16 protein-coding genes and 1 riboswitch are annotated in these 15,055 nt (G+C 62.1%); of the genes, 9 read left to right on the top strand and 7 right to left on the bottom strand.

All coding sequences use genetic code 11. The features are described from left to right. Positions 1–202: 202 nt before the first annotated feature. A riboswitch (molybdenum cofactor riboswitch) is annotated at positions 203–347 on the top strand. The 6 genes from moaA (at position 334) to MMS95_RS06070 (ending at position 3,896) form a co-directional block, all read left to right on the top strand. After that, positions 334–1,320 carry a GTP 3',8-cyclase MoaA gene (gene moaA / locus MMS95_RS06095; RefSeq protein ID WP_075684767.1) on the top strand — a complete coding sequence of 329 codons (987 nt, stop codon included), beginning with the start codon at positions 334–336 and terminating at the stop codon, positions 1,318–1,320. (Overlaps the previous riboswitch by 14 nt.) A 24-nt stretch (positions 1,321–1,344) precedes the next feature. Then, complete coding sequence (gene moaB, locus MMS95_RS06090) at positions 1,345–1,860, top strand: molybdenum cofactor biosynthesis protein B (RefSeq protein WP_015377018.1); 516 nt, start codon at positions 1,345–1,347, stop codon at positions 1,858–1,860. Positions 1,861–1,863: 3 nt separating this feature from the next. Next, positions 1,864–2,343 (top strand): cyclic pyranopterin monophosphate synthase MoaC, encoded by a 480-nt coding sequence (gene moaC, locus MMS95_RS06085; protein ID WP_004939770.1) that lies wholly within the window; start codon positions 1,864–1,866, stop codon positions 2,341–2,343. Next, entirely contained in the window at positions 2,340–2,585 is a 246-nt protein-coding gene (gene moaD / locus MMS95_RS06080; protein ID WP_004939768.1) for a molybdopterin synthase sulfur carrier subunit, read from the top strand. Before moaC ends, moaD begins: the two co-directional genes overlap by 4 nt. A gap of 2 nt (positions 2,586–2,587) precedes the next feature. After that, entirely contained in the window at positions 2,588–3,055 is a 468-nt protein-coding gene (moaE, locus tag MMS95_RS06075) for a molybdopterin synthase catalytic subunit MoaE (protein ID WP_004939764.1), read from the top strand. 130 nt (positions 3,056–3,185) lie between these two features. Next, positions 3,186–3,896, top strand: coding sequence for a Bax inhibitor-1/YccA family protein (locus MMS95_RS06070; protein WP_004939761.1), 711 nt, complete (start codon positions 3,186–3,188; stop codon positions 3,894–3,896). A gap of 70 nt (positions 3,897–3,966) precedes the next feature. On the opposite strand, the gene MMS95_RS06065 is transcribed toward MMS95_RS06070, so the two are convergent. Genes MMS95_RS06065 through cecR form a run of 5 tightly spaced genes read right to left on the bottom strand, consistent with a single transcriptional unit; the run spans position 3,967 to position 9,685 of the window. Then, on the bottom strand, positions 3,967–5,073 hold the full coding sequence (locus tag MMS95_RS06065; RefSeq protein ID WP_015377019.1) for an ABC transporter permease: 1,107 nt from the start codon (positions 5,071–5,073) through the stop codon (positions 3,967–3,969). A 12-nt stretch (positions 5,074–5,085) separates the two neighbouring features. Then, a complete protein-coding gene (locus MMS95_RS06060) occupies positions 5,086–6,240 on the bottom strand; it encodes an ABC transporter permease (RefSeq protein WP_004939756.1) in 1,155 nt (384 codons plus the stop codon). Then, positions 6,237–7,973, bottom strand: coding sequence for an ATP-binding cassette domain-containing protein (locus tag MMS95_RS06055; protein ID WP_166444952.1), 1,737 nt, complete (start codon positions 7,971–7,973; stop codon positions 6,237–6,239). The genes MMS95_RS06060 and MMS95_RS06055 overlap by 4 nt, the downstream gene beginning before the upstream one ends. Before the next feature lie 8 nt (positions 7,974–7,981). After that, entirely contained in the window at positions 7,982–8,968 is a 987-nt protein-coding gene (hlyD, locus tag MMS95_RS06050) for a secretion protein HlyD (RefSeq protein ID WP_242141483.1), read from the bottom strand. 18 nt (positions 8,969–8,986) lie between these two features. Beyond that, positions 8,987–9,685, bottom strand: a complete 699-nt coding sequence (cecR, locus tag MMS95_RS06045) for a transcriptional regulator CecR (protein WP_021503995.1) — start codon at positions 9,683–9,685, stop codon at positions 8,987–8,989. Between the two features lie 297 nt (positions 9,686–9,982). Between cecR and rhlE the strand changes: the two genes are divergently transcribed. The 3 genes from rhlE (at position 9,983) to dusC (ending at position 13,447) form a co-directional block, all read left to right on the top strand. Then, on the top strand, positions 9,983–11,356 hold the full coding sequence (gene rhlE / locus MMS95_RS06040) for an ATP-dependent RNA helicase RhlE (protein ID WP_075684764.1): 1,374 nt from the start codon (positions 9,983–9,985) through the stop codon (positions 11,354–11,356). 114 nt (positions 11,357–11,470) lie between these two features. Beyond that, positions 11,471–12,430 carry a D-2-hydroxyacid dehydrogenase family protein gene (locus tag MMS95_RS06035; protein WP_015377025.1) on the top strand — a complete coding sequence of 320 codons (960 nt, stop codon included), beginning with the start codon at positions 11,471–11,473 and terminating at the stop codon, positions 12,428–12,430. Positions 12,431–12,514: 84 nt separating this feature from the next. Further along, positions 12,515–13,447 carry a tRNA dihydrouridine(16) synthase DusC gene (dusC, locus tag MMS95_RS06030; RefSeq protein ID WP_004939740.1) on the top strand — a complete coding sequence of 311 codons (933 nt, stop codon included), beginning with the start codon at positions 12,515–12,517 and terminating at the stop codon, positions 13,445–13,447. Between the two features lie 41 nt (positions 13,448–13,488). On the opposite strand, the gene MMS95_RS06025 is transcribed toward dusC, so the two are convergent. After that, entirely contained in the window at positions 13,489–13,755 is a 267-nt protein-coding gene (locus MMS95_RS06025; RefSeq protein WP_004939738.1) for a hypothetical protein, read from the bottom strand. Positions 13,756–14,001: 246 nt separating this feature from the next. Then, entirely contained in the window at positions 14,002–15,048 is a 1,047-nt protein-coding gene (gene fbpC, locus MMS95_RS06020) for a ferric ABC transporter ATP-binding protein (RefSeq protein ID WP_085336494.1), read from the bottom strand. Positions 15,049–15,055 lie beyond the last annotated feature (7 nt).

The following is a 15,055-nucleotide window of genomic DNA, read 5'->3' as shown; positions in this document are numbered from 1 at the left end:
CGCGATAAAGAGTGTCATTTGCGTGATTCTGGTCAATTCGTCCACGCAAGCGATGTTTATCATGGTTTACCCGAATAGACGGCGTCTAAAAACGCTGTATAGAAAATTATATAGCGAATTAACGCGTTGGCTATCGTTGCCGATTAGCGCTAGAATTCTGCTGAAAACCACGGTTTCATTCCGGCTACTCAAGGTAGCGGGAAGAGAAATCAAACTCCTAGCCCCTGCGCCTACGTTGTTCATCCGGAACGATATGGCGCCTGGGCCGTGGCGAAGTCAGCCACCAGGGTGCAGAGGGGAAACGCTCGCATCTCCCGACTTTGGAAAGGTGTTATGGTACCGCAACTCATTGATGCTTATGAGCGCAAGTTCTATTACCTGCGCTTGTCGATCACCGACGTGTGTAACTTTCGTTGCACCTATTGTCTGCCCGATGGCTACAAGCCGAGCGGCAGCCCGAAAAGCTTCCTGTCGCTGGATGAAATCCGCCGCGTCAGCCGCGCGTTCGCCGAACTGGGCACCGAAAAGGTGCGCCTGACCGGCGGCGAGCCTTCGCTGCGCCGTGATTTTGCCGAGATCATCGCCGCCGTGCGGGAAAACCCGGCCATCCGCACGCTGGCGGTCACCACCAACGGCTACCGTCTGGCGCGCGACGTCGCCGCCTGGCGTGACGCCGGTCTGACGGCGATCAACGTCAGCATCGACAGCCTGGATCCCCGTCAGTTTCACGCCATCACCGGTCAGGACAAGTTCCGCCAGGTGATGGACGGCATCGATGCCGCCTTCAGCGCCGGTTTCAGCAAGGTCAAGGTCAACGCCGTGCTGATGCGCGACGTCAATCACCAGCAGCTCGGCGCCTTTCTCGCCTGGATCAAGGATCGGCCGATCCAGCTGCGTTTTATCGAACTGATGGAAACCGGCGAGGGCGGCGAGCTGTTTCGCAAACACCACGTTTCCGGCGAAGTGATTCGCCGGCAGCTGGAACAGCAGGGCTGGCAGCGCCAGGCGCGCGGCCGCAGCGACGGCCCGGCGCAGGTGTTCAGCCACCCGGACTACCAGGGTGAGGTGGGTCTTATCATGCCGTATGAAAAAGACTTCTGCGCCAGCTGCAACCGGCTGCGCGTTTCTTCCATCGGTAATCTGCACCTGTGCCTGTTCGGCGAGCAGGGGGTGCCCCTGCGCGATCTGCTGGCGGACGACGGCCAGCTCGATGCGCTGAAGGCGCGCATCCAGAGCGGGCTGCTGAGCAAGAAGCAGACCCATTTCCTGCATCAGGGCAACAGCGGGATCACCCAGAACCTGTCGTTTATCGGCGGCTGACAGCCAATAGGAGCTTATTGAACCATGAGCCATGCGAGCAGCGAGTTTATTGCGGCGCATATCGCCATCCTGACCGTGTCCGACAGCCGCGGCGCGGCGGAAGACACCTCCGGCCAATATCTGCAGGACGCGGCGCAGGAAGCCGGCCATCAGGTGGTGGATCGCGCCATCGTCAAAGATGACATTTACCAGATCCGCGCACGGGTTTCCGCGTGGATCGCCGATGACAACGTGCAGGCGGTGCTGATCACCGGCGGCACCGGTTTTACCGCGCGCGACAACACGCCGGAAGCGCTGTTGCCGCTGTTCGACAGAGAGGTGGAAGGGTTCGGCGAACTGTTCCGCATGGTGTCGTACGAAGAGATCGGCACCGCGACGATCCAGTCGCGCGCGCTGGCCGGCCTGGCCAACCGCACGGTGATTTTCGCCATGCCGGGTTCCACCCGCGCCTGCCGCACCGCCTGGGAGCGGATTATCGAAGAGCAGTTGGACGCGCGCCATCGGCCGTGCAACTTCCAGCCCCATTTAAAGAAGCCCTGAGTCATGACACAGCTAACCCACATTAACGCCGCCGGCGAAGCCCATATGGTCGACGTTTCCGCCAAGGCCGAAACGGTGCGCGAGGCGCGCGCCGAAGCCTTCGTCGAGATGCTGCCCGCCACGCTGGCGATGATCGTCGACGGCAGCCATCACAAGGGCGACGTGTTCGCCACGGCGCGCATCGCCGGCATTCAGGCGGCCAAACGCACCTGGGAGCTGATCCCGCTGTGCCACCCGCTGATGCTGAGCAAAGTCGAAGTGCAGCTGGAGGCGCAAACGGAGCACAGCCGGGTGCGCATCGAAACCTGCTGCCGGCTGACCGGCAAAACCGGCGTCGAGATGGAGGCGCTGACCGCCGCCTCGGTGGCGGCATTGACCATCTATGACATGTGCAAAGCGGTACAGAAAGACATGGTGATCGGCCCGGTGCGCCTGCTGGCGAAAAGCGGCGGCAAATCCGGCGATTTTAAGGTGAACGCATGATCGATATTCTTTTCTTCGCGCAGGTGCGCGAACTGGTGGGTACCGGCGCGCTGTCGATGCCGGCGGATTACCCGACCGTCGAGGCGCTGCGCCAGGCGCTGTGCGCGCGCGGCGATCGCTGGGCGCTGGCGCTGGAGTCCGGCAAACTGCTGGCGGCGGTCAATCAGTCGCTGGTGGCGGCGGATCATCCGCTGCGCGCCGGCGATGAGGTGGCCTTCTTCCCGCCGGTCACCGGGGGGTAAGCATGGAAAACACCCGCATTCGCGTGGGCGAAGCGCCGTTCAACGTCGGCGACGAGTATCAGTGGCTGGCGCAGTGCGACGCCGACGGCGCGGTGGTGACCTTCACCGGCAAGGTGCGCAACCATAACCTTGGGGACGACGTCAGCGCGCTGACGCTGGAACACTACCCCGGCATGACCGAGAAGGCGCTGGCGGAGATCGTGGCCGAGGCGCGCAGCCGCTGGCCGCTGCAGCGCGTGACGGTGATCCACCGCGTTGGCGCGCTGTATCCCGGCGACGAGATCGTGTTCGTTGGCGTGACCGGCGCGCACCGCAGCATGGCGTTCGCCGCCAGCGAGTTCATCATGGACTACCTGAAGACCCGCGCGCCGTTCTGGAAGCGCGAAGCGACCGGCCAGGGCGATCGTTGGGTGGACGCTCGCGACAGCGATCGCGAGGCCGCGCAGCGCTGGCACGATGCGGCTAAATAACGCGTCAACAGCGGAAACAAATCAAGACCTTTGCCGCTTTCGCGCGGCCTATTCTGTGGTACGCTTATAGCAGGCGAAGCCCCGTTCGCGGGGCTTCGGAATCTTGTTTACAACGCAAAAGGTAACCGTCATGGACCGATATCCACGCTCTAATGGTTCAATCGTCGAACGTGCCAACAGCGGCATTCAGGCCTACATGGCGCAGGTTTACGGCTGGATGACCTGCGGTCTGCTGCTGACGGCGTTCGTTTCCTGGTATGCGGCCAATACGCCCGCGATCCTCAACTTCATCTTCTCCAGCCAGATCACCTTCTTCGGTCTGATTATCGCCCAGTTGGCGCTGGTGTTCGTGATTTCCGGCATGGTCAACCGCCTGAGCGGCGCGGTGGCCACCTCGCTGTTCATGCTCTACTCGGCGCTGACCGGGTTGACGCTGTCGAGCATCTTCATCGCTTATACCTACAGCTCGATCGCCAGCACCTTCGTGGTCACCGCCGGCATGTTCGGCGCCATGAGCCTGTACGGCTACACCACCAAGCGCGATCTGAGCGGCTTTGGCAGCATGCTGTTCATGGCATTGATCGGCATCGTGCTGGCCTCGTTGGTGAACATCTGGCTGAAAAGCACCGCGCTGATGTGGGCGATTACCTACATTGGGGTGGTGGTGTTCGTCGGTCTGACCGCGTACGACACGCAAAAACTCAAGGCGATGGGCGAGCAGCTGAACGCCGATGATAAAGACGGCTTCCGCAAGTACGCCATCGTCGGCGCGCTGACGCTGTATCTCGACTTTATCAACCTGTTCCTGATGTTGCTGCGCATCTTCGGCAACCGCCGCTAAATCCGTCGTCTTTCAAGCCTTAGGGTATCTGGCGATCAAAAAGCTCTGCATGTGATATGCAGAGCTTTTTTTATGCGATCTTGCGGCGGAACAGCGCGTAGGCGGCGCTGCCGGTGGTGGCGGTGATCACCAGCAGCGGCCACAGGCTGCGCCAGATGATGCTGAAGCTGGCGTCCTTCAGGTAGATCTGCTTGGTGATGTCGGTGAAGTGGCGTATCGGGTTCACCCAGGTCAGATCCTGCAGCCACACCGGCATATTCTCCACCGGCGAGACGTAACCCGAGAGCAGGATCGCCGGCATCATGAACACGAACACGCCGATAAACGCCTGCTGCTGAGTGGCGCACAGCGACGAGATCAGCAGGCCGAAACCGACCAGTGACAGCCCGTAGAGCAGCATGGTGGCATAGAACAGCAACAGCGATCCGGCGAACGGGATCTGGTACAGGAAGATGCCGATCAACAGCACGATGCTGGACTGGAAGCTGGCGACGATCAGCGCCGGCACCGCCTTGCCGATAAAGATCTGCCAGGTGGTGAGCGGCGAGACCAGCAGCTGTTCCAGCGTGCCCTGTTCGCGTTCGCGCGCCACCGACAGCGAGGTGACGATCAGCACGCCGATGGTGGTGATCATGGCGATCAGCGACGGTACCACAAACCATTTGTAGTCCAGATTCGGGTTATACCAGTTGCGCACCACCAGTTCGCTGTTGTTGGGTTTGGCGCGGTTGCCGAGCAGCTCGTTCTGATATTCCTGCACGATCTGCTGCACGTAGTTGGCGGCGATCTGCGCGCTGTTGGAGTTGCGCCCGTCGAGCAGCAGCTGCAGCGGCGCGGTGTGGCCGGCGGCGATATCGCGCGAGAACTGCGCCGGGAAGCGGATCAGCAGCAGCGCCCGCTGGTTGTCGATGGTGGTCTTTATCTCCTGAGGATTGCGCAGCAGCAGCACATGGGAGAAGGCTTTGGCCTTGGCGAAGCGTTGGGTCAGCTCCACCGAGGCCTGGCCGCTGTCCTCGCTGTAGACCGCGATGGTGGCGTTGGTGACTTCCAGCGTCGCGGCGAACGGGAACAGCAGCACCTGCAGGATCACCGGCATGATCAGGATGGCGCGGGTTTGCGGATCGCGCAGCAGCGCCTGCATTTCCTTGATGATAAGCGTCAACAGACGGTGAAACATCGCTCTTTCTCCTTAATCCAGCCGGCGCTGGGTTTTCCAGGCCGTCAGGCCGATGAACACCACGGCGGAAGCGATCAGGAACAGCAGATTGATCGCCAGCACGGTGCCGACGTTGCCCGCCAGGAACAGCGTTTGCAGCGTGCTGACGAAGTAACGCGCCGGAATGATGTAGGTCACCGCGCGCACGATGGCCGGCATGCTGTCGATCTGGAAAATGAAGCCGGACAGCATGATCGACGGCAGAAAGGCGGCGTTCAGCGCCACCATCGCCGCGTTGAACTGGTTGCGGGTGAGGGTGGAGATCAGCAGGCCCATGCCGAGGGTGCTGGCGAGGAACAGGCTGCTGATCAGCAGCAGGATCGGCAGCGAACCGCGATAGGGCACGCCGAGCACCCACACCGCCACCGCCATGCACAGCGCCATGGCGATCATGCCGAGGAAGTAATAGGGGATCAGCTTGGAGAGCAGCAGCTCGCTGCGCGTCACCTGGGTGGACAGCAGGGCCTCCATGGTGCCGCGTTCCCATTCGCGGGCGATCACCAGCGAGGTGAGAATGGCGCCGATCACCGTCATGATGATGGTGATGGCGCCGGGAATGATGTAGTGCCGGCTGATGGCCGCCGGGTTGAACCAGTAGCGCATCTGCACGTCAATCAGCGGCTGGTCGCTGCTCCCCCGATCGGCGGCGCGTTGCTGCTGCCAAACTTGCCATACGCCCTGGGCATAGCCCTGCACGAAGTTGGCGGTGTTCGGCTCGCTGCCGTCGGTGATCACCTGGATAGGGGCGCTGTCGTGCGGGCGCGCCATGCGCTGGTCGAAATCCACCGGGATCACCACCAGGCCGCGGATCGTGCCGGCCTGCATCTGCTGGATCAGCTGCTGGCGGTTATCGCTGATGGTCGGTTCGATATAGGGCGAACCGGCGAAGGCGTGGGCCAAATCGCGCGCGTCTTCGCTCTGTTGTTCCATCAGAATGCCCAGATGCAGCTTGCTGGAGTCCAGGTTGATGCCGTAGCCGAAGATAAACAGCAGCATCAGCGGGATGACGAAGGCGATCAGGCCGCTGCTGGGATCGCGCAGTATCTGCCGCGTCTCCTTCAGGCACAGCGCGCGCAGCCGGCGCCAGGAGAAGCCGCCGTCGTCGATTGGGGGTCGGTTATCGCTCACCGCGTTTCCTCCTCGTCGTAGCCCTGCACCAGCTCGATAAACGCCTGCTCCATCGAAGGGCTGGGATTGTCGTCGCGCGCCACCTGTTGTTTGAGATCGTCCGGCGTGCCGGCGGCGATGATCTTGCCGCGATACACCAGGCCGATGCGGTCGCAGTATTCCGCCTCGTCCATAAAGTGGGTGGTCACCATCACCGTGACGCCCTTGTCGACCATGCCGTTGATGTGCAGCCAGAACTCGCGCCGCGTCAGCGGATCGACGCCGGAAGTCGGTTCGTCGAGGAACAGAATATCCGGTTCGTGCATCAGCGCGCAGGCCAGCGCCAGGCGCTGTTTGAAGCCGAGCGGCAGCGCGTCCGGCGTCTGATCGAGGATCGGCGCGAAGTTGAAGGCGCGCGACATTTCGTCGATTTTGTCGCGCTGCGCCTTGCCGCTCAGGCCGTAGACACCGGAGAAGAACTTCAGGTTCTGCGCCACCGTCAGGTTGCCGTACAGCGAGAATTTTTGCGCCATGTAGCCGAGGCGTTGGCGCGCCTTGCCGGAACTGGTCTTCAGATCCATCCCCAGCACCAGCGCCTTGCCGCCGGACGGCACCAGCAGGCCGCACATCATTTTGAAGGTGGTGGACTTGCCGGCGCCGTTCGGGCCGAGCAGGCCGAAGATTTCTCCGCGCCGCACCTGAAAGTCGACGTGATCGGTGGCGGCGAAGTCGCCGAATTTTTTGGTCAGCTGCACCGCTTCGATCACCGTTTCGCCGCTTTCACCGTCGACGGTCGGCATGATCTCCGCCAGCGCCGAGCGATGGTTGGGGCCGCCGCCGAGCAGATCGATAAACGCATCTTCGAAGCGCGGATCCGCCTCGTCGAGTTCGGCGTCCGGCAGATCCAGCGCCTGCAGCAGCTGCCGGTGATCTTCGCCTTCTTTCAGGATCAGGCGCAGGTACTTGCCCTGGATCACGCCGTCGGTGACCGCCGGCAGGCAGATCGCCCGCTGCAGCAACGATCGATGGCTGCCCGGCGGCGCGGCGATCAACACCGTGCGCCCGGCCATGCGCTGGGTCAGATCCTGCGGCGCGCCGCTGAACAGCAGCTCACCCTCGTTGAGCAACAGCACTTCGCGGCACTGCTCGGCCTCGTCGAGATAAGAGGTGCTCCACAGGATCAACATGCCGTCGTTGGCCAGCTCGTGCACCATGCGCCACAGCTCGCGGCGCGAGATCGGATCGACGCCGACGCCCGGCTCATCCAGCAGCAGCACCTGGGGTTCGCCCACCAGCGTGCAGGCCAGTCCCAGTTTTTGCTTCATGCCGCCGGACAGCTTGCCCGCCAGGCGCTCGGTGAAACGCGTCAGATCGGTAAATTTCAATAGCCGTTCGAAGGTCTGGCGCCGCAGATCGCCGGTAACGCCGCGCAGATCGGCGTACAGCGTCAGGTTCTCCATCACCGTCAGATCCTCATACAGCCCGAACTTCTGCGGCATGTAGCCGAGGATCGCGTGCAGTTGACGATCCTGCTCGATCGGATCCAGCCCGGCGACCCGCAGCTTGCCGCTGCTGGGCTGCAGCAGCCCGGCCAGCATGCGCAGCAGGGTGGTTTTGCCGGCGCCGTCCGGCCCGACCAGCCCGATGACCGCGCCGCTGCGCAGGGTGGTGGTCAGGCTGGCGACCGCCGGTTTCTCAAGCGACGGGAAGCGCTTTTCCAGCCCTTCCAGTTCGATGGTGTGCGCCTGTTCCATGGCCGGCCTCAGGGTTTGGTGAAGCGCAGGGTGACCGGCATGCCCTGACGCAGCGCGTCGTCGGCGTCGGTGACGATCACCCGCAGGCGATACACCAGATCGGTGCGCAGATCCGGTGTTTCAACGCTTTTCGGCGTGAATTCCGCGGTTGGCGAGACGAAACCGATCTTGCCGTGGTAAGGCTTGCCGGGGCGGCCGTCGGTGTAAATTTCCAGCTCGGTGCCGGGCACCGCCTGGTTCAGGCTGGTCTCGTTGACGTAGGCGCGCACCCACACCGGCCGGGTCAGCGACAGGGTGAACACCGTGCCGCCGGCGCCGAGCATGGTGCCCGGCTCTACCGCGCGGGTCAGCACCGTGCCGGCGGACGGGGAGACCAGCGTGGCGTCTTGCAGATTCAATTGCGCCTGCGCCAACGCCGCTTCGCTTTGCGCCACCTCGGCCTTGGCCTGTTCAATCTCTTGCGGGCGATTGCCGCTGCGGTATTGCGACAGCTTGTCCTTCGCCGCCTGCAGATTGGCCTGCGCCTGATTGCGGGCGGTGCGCGCATCTTCCAGCGCGTCGGCGGACGTGGCGTTTTTCGCCCACAGCCCTTGCTGGCGCTTCAGGAAGCTGTCGGCGTAGGCGAAGGCGGACTGGCGCTGCGCCATTTCTGATTGCACCTGGGCGATCTCTTCGGTGCGATAGCCGGCCTGCAGCAGCGACAGTTTGGCGCGCGCGCTGCCGACGTTGGCCTCGGCCTGCTGCAGCGCGTTGCGATAGGGGGCATCGTCCAGTTTGCCGAGCAGTTGGCCCGGCTGAACGGCATCGCCTTCATCCACCGTCAGCGACGCCAGGCGGCCGTCGACGCGGAAGCCGAGGTTGACCGTGCGGATATCGACGTTGCCGTACAGCGTCAGCGGCTTATCCTGCTGCTGTTGGTAATGCCAGACCGCGTAAGCGGCGGCCGCGATCAGCAGAATTAACAACACGATCAAGGCACTGCGTTTTTTGTTCATAACACTCCCTGCCTGAATTTACGCGCCGTGACGTTGGCGCAGCCCAATAACCAAAATCTCGATATGCTCGCTCAGCACCGCCGCGATCTGCGCAGCTTCACTTTCACCAATCTCTTGCCAGCCGGCCTGACGGCGGATGGTCTCTCGCGCCACGCGGAACGACAGCACCTCGCCGATCAGCGCGTGGGTATGCAGCACCAGGCGAGTGGCGTGCTCGTCAATGCCGGTGGCGGCAGACAGCAGGCGGCACAGCCGCTCGTGCATCGGCGCGATCACCTGGCGGTGGATCAGCGGATAGGCCTCGGTCGGGGCGAGCTGTTCGCGCGACATGATTTTGCTCAGGTTCAGCGTGTGCGGCTGGGTCATCAGCTCGCTGAAGGCCAGCAGGCCGCGCTGCAGCAAGCGTAGCGCCGCGTCGGGTGAGCGTTGTTCGGGCGCTTCTTGCCCAAAGCGATCGACCTCTTCGGCCAACGGGGCGAACGCCTGCTGGATGAAATCGGCGAGCGACTGCGCCACGGCCAGATACAGCCCCTCTTTGGAGCTGAAGTAGTAGGTGATGGCGGCGATGTTCTGGCCGGCGCGCTGGGCGATATCGCGCGTGGTGGCGCCCTGCAGGCCGAATTCGCCGAACAGTTCGGTCGCCGCGGCGAGCAGTTGCCGGCGCGTTTGCTCGCCGCGCGCCCGGCCGGCGGCCTGATGAGGTACGGAAGCTGGCATGGGTCACGCTCGAAGTTAATCAATCATATGATTAACTTTATGCCAGATTGTCTAAAACGCAACCGCTAACCACAATGAGTTATGTGATCGGCTTCAGACAATGCTGAATTTACGGCAGATTGTGCTCTGGGTGCGTAAAAGTGCTTTTTATTGCGCGACTTCTGTTACAATCGCCGCCTGGTGCACTGCAGTTTGTGCCAATCCCTCGTGGTCATGCTTAATGCCCCGTCTGATCATCCTCCCAGGAAACTGCACCGAACACCGTTAGGTTAGGGGGGATCTGGAGTTTTTCTCTTTATGTCATTTGAAACCCTCGGCTTAAGTGCTGAAATTGTGCGCGCTGTTGAAGAACAGGGCTATCGTGAACCGACGCCAATCCAGCGTCAGGCTATCCCTGTCGTGCTTGAAGGTCGTGACCTGATGGCCAGCGCCCAGACCGGCACCGGTAAAACCGCCGGTTTTACCCTGCCGCTGTTGCAGCTGCTGAGCAAGCATGACCATCCGGTCAAGGGCCGTCGCCCGGTGCGCGCGCTGATCCTGACGCCAACCCGTGAGCTGGCGGCGCAGATCGGCGAAAACGTCGATGCCTACAGCAAACACCTGCGCCTGCGTTCGCTGGTGGTGTTTGGCGGCGTGAGCATCAACCCGCAGATGATGAAGCTGCGCGGCGGCGTCGATATCCTGGTGGCGACGCCGGGCCGTCTGCTGGATCTGGAGCATCAGAACGCGGTTGACCTGTCCAAAATCGAAATTCTGGTGCTGGATGAAGCGGACCGCATGCTGGACATGGGCTTTATCCACGACATTCGCCGCGTGCTGGCCAAGCTGCCGGCCAAGCGCCAGAACCTGCTGTTCTCCGCGACCTTCTCCGACGACATCAAGGCGCTGGCCAACAAGCTGCTGCATAACCCGGCCTCGGTGGAAGTGGCGCGCCGCAACACCGCGTCCGAGCAGATTGAGCAGAGCGTGCACTTCGTCGACAAGAAGCGTAAGCGGGAACTGCTGTCGCAGATGATCGGCGAAGGCGACTGGAAACAGGTGCTGGTGTTTACCCGCACCAAGCACGGCGCCAACCATCTGGCGGAACAGCTGAACAAAGACGGCATCACCGCCGCGGCGATCCACGGTAACAAGAGCCAGGGCGCCCGTACCCGCGCGCTGGCCGATTTCAAAGACGGCCGCATCCGCGTGCTGGTGGCGACCGACATCGCGGCGCGCGGTCTGGATATCGACCAGCTGCCGCACGTGGTGAACTACGAGCTGCCTAACGTGCCGGAAGACTATGTGCACCGTATCGGCCGTACCGGCCGCGCGGAGCGTACCGGTGAGGCTATCTCGCTGGTGTGCGTGGATGAGCACAAGCTGCTGCGCGACATCGAGCGTCTGCTGAAGCGTGAAATTCCGCGCATTGCGCTGCCGGGCTACGAGCCGGATCCGACCATCAAGGCCGAGCCGATCATCAACGGCCGTCAGGGTGGCGGGCGCGGCGCGCCGCGCGGCAACGGCGGCGGCCAGCGTTCCGGTAACGGCGGCGGTCAGCGCAGCGGTAACGCGAACGGCGGCCAGCGTGAAAACCGTGGCAACGGTAACGCCCGCCCGCAGGGTGATGGCCAGCGTCGTTCCGGCGCGCCGTCTTCGCGCCGCCCGCGCAACCGCAAACCGGCCGAATAAGCCTGATTGCTCAAAGAGTAAGCCGCCGATACGGGCGGCTTTTTTTTTGCCTGGCGGAACGGCATTTTCGTACTAGGCTGGACGGTGGCTACCCCTAGATTCCAGGAGACGGAGATGAAATTAAAGTGCGCAATTCTCGATGATTACCAGCAGGTGGCGCTCAAGATGGCGGACTGGTCGGCGCTGGCCGATCGGGTGGAGGTGTCGGCCATCAGCGCGCACTTTACCGATGAAGCGGAGCTGGCGGTGCATCTGCAGGAGTGCGACATTCTGGTCATCATGCGCGAGCGCACGCCGATGACCGCCTCGCTGCTGGCGCGGCTGCCGAAGCTGAAGCTGCTGATCACCTCCGGCATGCGCAACGCCGCTATCGATCTGGCCGCCGCCGCCGAGCGCGGCGTGGTGGTGTGCGGCACCGCCAGCGGCTCGGCCGCGCCGATGGAACTGACCTGGGCGCTGCTGCTCGGGCTGGCGAAGCATATCGTGCCGGAAAGCGTCGGGCTGCAAAACAATGGCCCGTGGCAGCTGGGCTTAGGCGTCACGCTGCAGGGCAAGACGCTGGGGTTGCTGGGGCTGGGCAAGATCGGCGGCCAGATGGCCCGGGTGGCGCAGGCGTTCGGCATGCGGGTGCTGGCCTGGAGCCAGAACCTGACGGCGGAACGGGCGGCGCAGGAGGGCGCTGAGCTGGCGCCGTCCAAGCGGGCGCTGTTTGAGCAGAGCGACTTTGTCTCCATTCACCTGGTGCTGAGCGATCGCAGCCGCGGGTTGGTGGGGCGTGATGAATTGGCGGCGATGAAGCCCACCGCGTACCTGATCAATACCTCGCGCGCGGGCATCGTCGATCGGGCGGCGTTGGTGGACGTCCTGCAACAGCGTAAGATCGCCGGCGCCGGGCTGGACGTGTTCGAGACGGAGCCGCTGCCGGCCGACGACGTGTTTCGCCAGCTGCCCAACGTGCTGGCGACGCCGCATGTGGGTTATGTGGCGGACGACAATTACCGCGCCTACTTCACCGAGGCGGTCGAGGACATTGCGGCGTTCCTTGCCGGCCAACCGATCCGCCGGCTGGGCTGACGGCATTTTTAATGCCCGCTGAGGCTTGTCTGGCGCGGGCATTCACCCGTATCATTGCGGGTCTTTTTTTAGCTGGGATTGGTCATGCGCGTATTATTGGCTCCGATGGAGGGCGTTCTCGATTCTTTGGTGCGTGAGTTACTCACCGAAGTGAACGACTACGATCTGTGCATCACCGAATTTTTGCGCGTGGTCGATCAGCTGCTGCCGGCCAAGTCGTTCTACCGGCTGTGCCCGGAGCTGCGTCACGCCAGCCGCACGCCGTCGGGCACGCTGGTGCGGGTACAGCTGCTGGGGCAGTATCCGCAGTGGCTGGCGGAAAACGCCGCGCGTGCGGTGGAATTGGGCTCTTACGGCGTCGATCTCAACTGCGGCTGCCCGTCCAAGCTGGTGAACGGCAGCGGCGGCGGGGCGACGCTGCTCAAAGATCCGGAATTGATCTATCAGGGCGCCAAAGCGATGCGCGCGGCGGTGCCGGCCCATCTGCCGGTCACGGTGAAGGTGCGCCTGGGCTGGGACTCCTCCAATCGCAGCTTTGAAATCGCCGATGCGGTACAGCAGGCGGGCGCCAGTGAGCTGACGGTGCACGGCCGCACCAAAGAGGACGGCTACAAGGCGGATCGCATCAACTGGGCGGCGATCGGCGAGATCCGTCAGCGGCTGAGCATCCCGGTTGTCGCCAACGGCGAGATCTGGGATCACCAGAGCGCGCAGGATTGCCTGCAGGCGACCGGCTGCGACGCCATCATGCTGGGGCGCGGCGCGCTCAACGTGCCGAACCTGAGCCGGGTGGTGAAATATAACGAACCGCGCATGCCCTGGCCGCAGGTGGTTGAGCTGCTGCAAAAATACGTCCATCTGGAAAAGCAGGGCGACACCGGTCTGTATCACGTGGCGCGCATTAAACAGTGGCTGGGTTATTTGCGTAAAGAATATGATGAAGCGACTGAACTGTTCAGCGAAATACGCGCGCTGACGACGTCCGGGGATATTGCGCGCGTCATCTGCCGCAGCTGAAAATAAACCCGCGCGCAGCGGGTTTATTTAAATCGGCATTATCAGGCGGCTTTATCAAGACGGTTTAATTCTATCTCGATATCCTGAATGGTTTTTTCCAGTCCTTCCAGACAGGCGCCCTGTTTATTCAACAGGTCGTTAATGGCTTCGGCGAATGCCTTATTTTTGCATTCCCCCTGATCGAAGGCCAGCCAGTGTGCGGAGAGCGTCTCGGTATTCGCCTGTGCATAGTGGCGCATTTCCTTCAGCTGGGAAGCGACGTTGCGTAAATTATCCAGCTGCGCCTGTGCGTTTGCATTGTTGCTCATGAATTTCTCCTTGAGTTGGCCGTTAAATAATTTCGACTGCGGGACTAAGCTTACCCTATCCAAATAAAAATATCACCCTCGGTGGCCTTTTTGGTTATTTTTCAATGAATGCGGCTATATTTATTATTCGGCTGAACAAGGACTTGGGTGGAATTGTAAAAATAGATAAATACGGTATTTTTGGCGATTATTTCCGGCCATCCCATACGGGATGACCGTTATTCTAACGCTTAAGAGTGATGCTTATTATGCCGCGTCCGCCAGCATAAACATGCCGTAGGGGTGAATTTCCAGATAATAGCGCTCGCCGACGTTCGGCTGCAGGCGGGTGGCGTTGACCTGCAGCAAAATCTGCTGCCCGTGCCACGCCACCGTTACCTCATACTGCGGCCCCATGTAGGCGACATGTTCGATCACGCAGCACTGGCTTTCATCGCCATGCTCGCTCAGCGTGATCGCCTCCGGGCGCACGCCCACCGTGCCGGCGCCCTGGGCGGCAAAGTGCGCGGGGCGCGGCAGACGATAGCCGCTGATATCGACATGGTCGGCGCTGAAGCTGGCCGGGAACAGGTTGGCGTCCCCCATAAAGCTCGCCATAAAGCGCGAGGCGGGCTGCCGATAGAGATCCTGCGGCGAGCCCATCTGCATGATATGCCCCTTGTTCATCACCAGCACGGTGTCGGAGACCGCAAAAGCCTCGCTCTGATCGTGGGTGACGTACAGTGACGTGATATCAAACTGCTTTTGCAGCTCGCGGATCTTTTCACGCATGCTGCGGCGCAGGTTGGCGTCGAGGTTGCTCAACGGCTCGTCGAACAGCAGCACTTTCGGCTTGAGGATCAGCGCGCGCGCCAGGGCCACGCGCTGCTGTTGGCCGCCGGAGATCTGATCGACATAGCGATCGTCAAACCCCGCCAAGTCCACCATCGCCAGCGCTTCCTGCACGCGCGCTTTCACTTCGGCGCGCGGGATGCCGAGCATCTTCAGGCCATAGCCGACGTTTTCCCCCAGCGACATATGCGGGAACAGGGCATAAGACTGGAACACCATGCAGATATCACGCTGCTGGATGGAACGATGGGTAACGTCTTCACCATCAATGAATATCTGCCCGTCGCTCGGCTTTTCCAGCCCGGCGACCAGGCGCAAAATGGTGGTCTTGCCGCAGCCGGAAGGGCCGAGCAGCGTCACCATTTGCCCCCGCGGGATGGTGAGCGTGATGTTATCGATTACCGTGTTGTTGCCGAACCGTTTGGAGACGTTGCGCAGTTCAACGAAATTTTTCTGGCTCATCATGGGC

It is taken from the genome of Serratia sp. PGPR-27, from assembly GCF_022678525.1.
Taxonomy (GTDB): domain Bacteria; phylum Pseudomonadota; class Gammaproteobacteria; order Enterobacterales; family Enterobacteriaceae; genus Serratia; species Serratia nematodiphila.
Note: the sequence above shows the minus strand (reverse complement) of the source record. Positions and strands in the feature narration are given on the sequence as shown.

Coding starts and splice junctions, on each gene's coding strand:
- moaA (WP_075684767.1), top strand. CDS start 334: ATGGTACCGCAACTCATTGATGCTTATGAGCGCAAGTTCTATTACCTG.
- moaB (WP_015377018.1), top strand. CDS start 1,345: ATGAGCCATGCGAGCAGCGAGTTTATTGCGGCGCATATCGCCATCCTG.
- moaC (WP_004939770.1), top strand. CDS start 1,864: ATGACACAGCTAACCCACATTAACGCCGCCGGCGAAGCCCATATGGTC.
- moaD (WP_004939768.1), top strand. CDS start 2,340: ATGATCGATATTCTTTTCTTCGCGCAGGTGCGCGAACTGGTGGGTACC.
- moaE (WP_004939764.1), top strand. CDS start 2,588: ATGGAAAACACCCGCATTCGCGTGGGCGAAGCGCCGTTCAACGTCGGC.
- MMS95_RS06070 (WP_004939761.1), top strand. CDS start 3,186: ATGGACCGATATCCACGCTCTAATGGTTCAATCGTCGAACGTGCCAAC.
- MMS95_RS06065 (WP_015377019.1), bottom strand. CDS start 5,073: ATGTTTCACCGTCTGTTGACGCTTATCATCAAGGAAATGCAGGCGCTG.
- MMS95_RS06055 (WP_166444952.1), bottom strand. CDS start 7,973: ATGGAACAGGCGCACACCATCGAACTGGAAGGGCTGGAAAAGCGCTTC.
- hlyD (WP_242141483.1), bottom strand. CDS start 8,968: ATGAACAAAAAACGCAGTGCCTTGATCGTGTTGTTAATTCTGCTGATC.
- cecR (WP_021503995.1), bottom strand. CDS start 9,685: ATGCCAGCTTCCGTACCTCATCAGGCCGCCGGCCGGGCGCGCGGCGAG.
- rhlE (WP_075684764.1), top strand. CDS start 9,983: ATGTCATTTGAAACCCTCGGCTTAAGTGCTGAAATTGTGCGCGCTGTT.
- MMS95_RS06035 (WP_015377025.1), top strand. CDS start 11,471: ATGAAATTAAAGTGCGCAATTCTCGATGATTACCAGCAGGTGGCGCTC.
- dusC (WP_004939740.1), top strand. CDS start 12,515: ATGCGCGTATTATTGGCTCCGATGGAGGGCGTTCTCGATTCTTTGGTG.
- MMS95_RS06025 (WP_004939738.1), bottom strand. CDS start 13,755: ATGAGCAACAATGCAAACGCACAGGCGCAGCTGGATAATTTACGCAAC.
- fbpC (WP_085336494.1), bottom strand. CDS start 15,048: ATGAGCCAGAAAAATTTCGTTGAACTGCGCAACGTCTCCAAACGGTTC.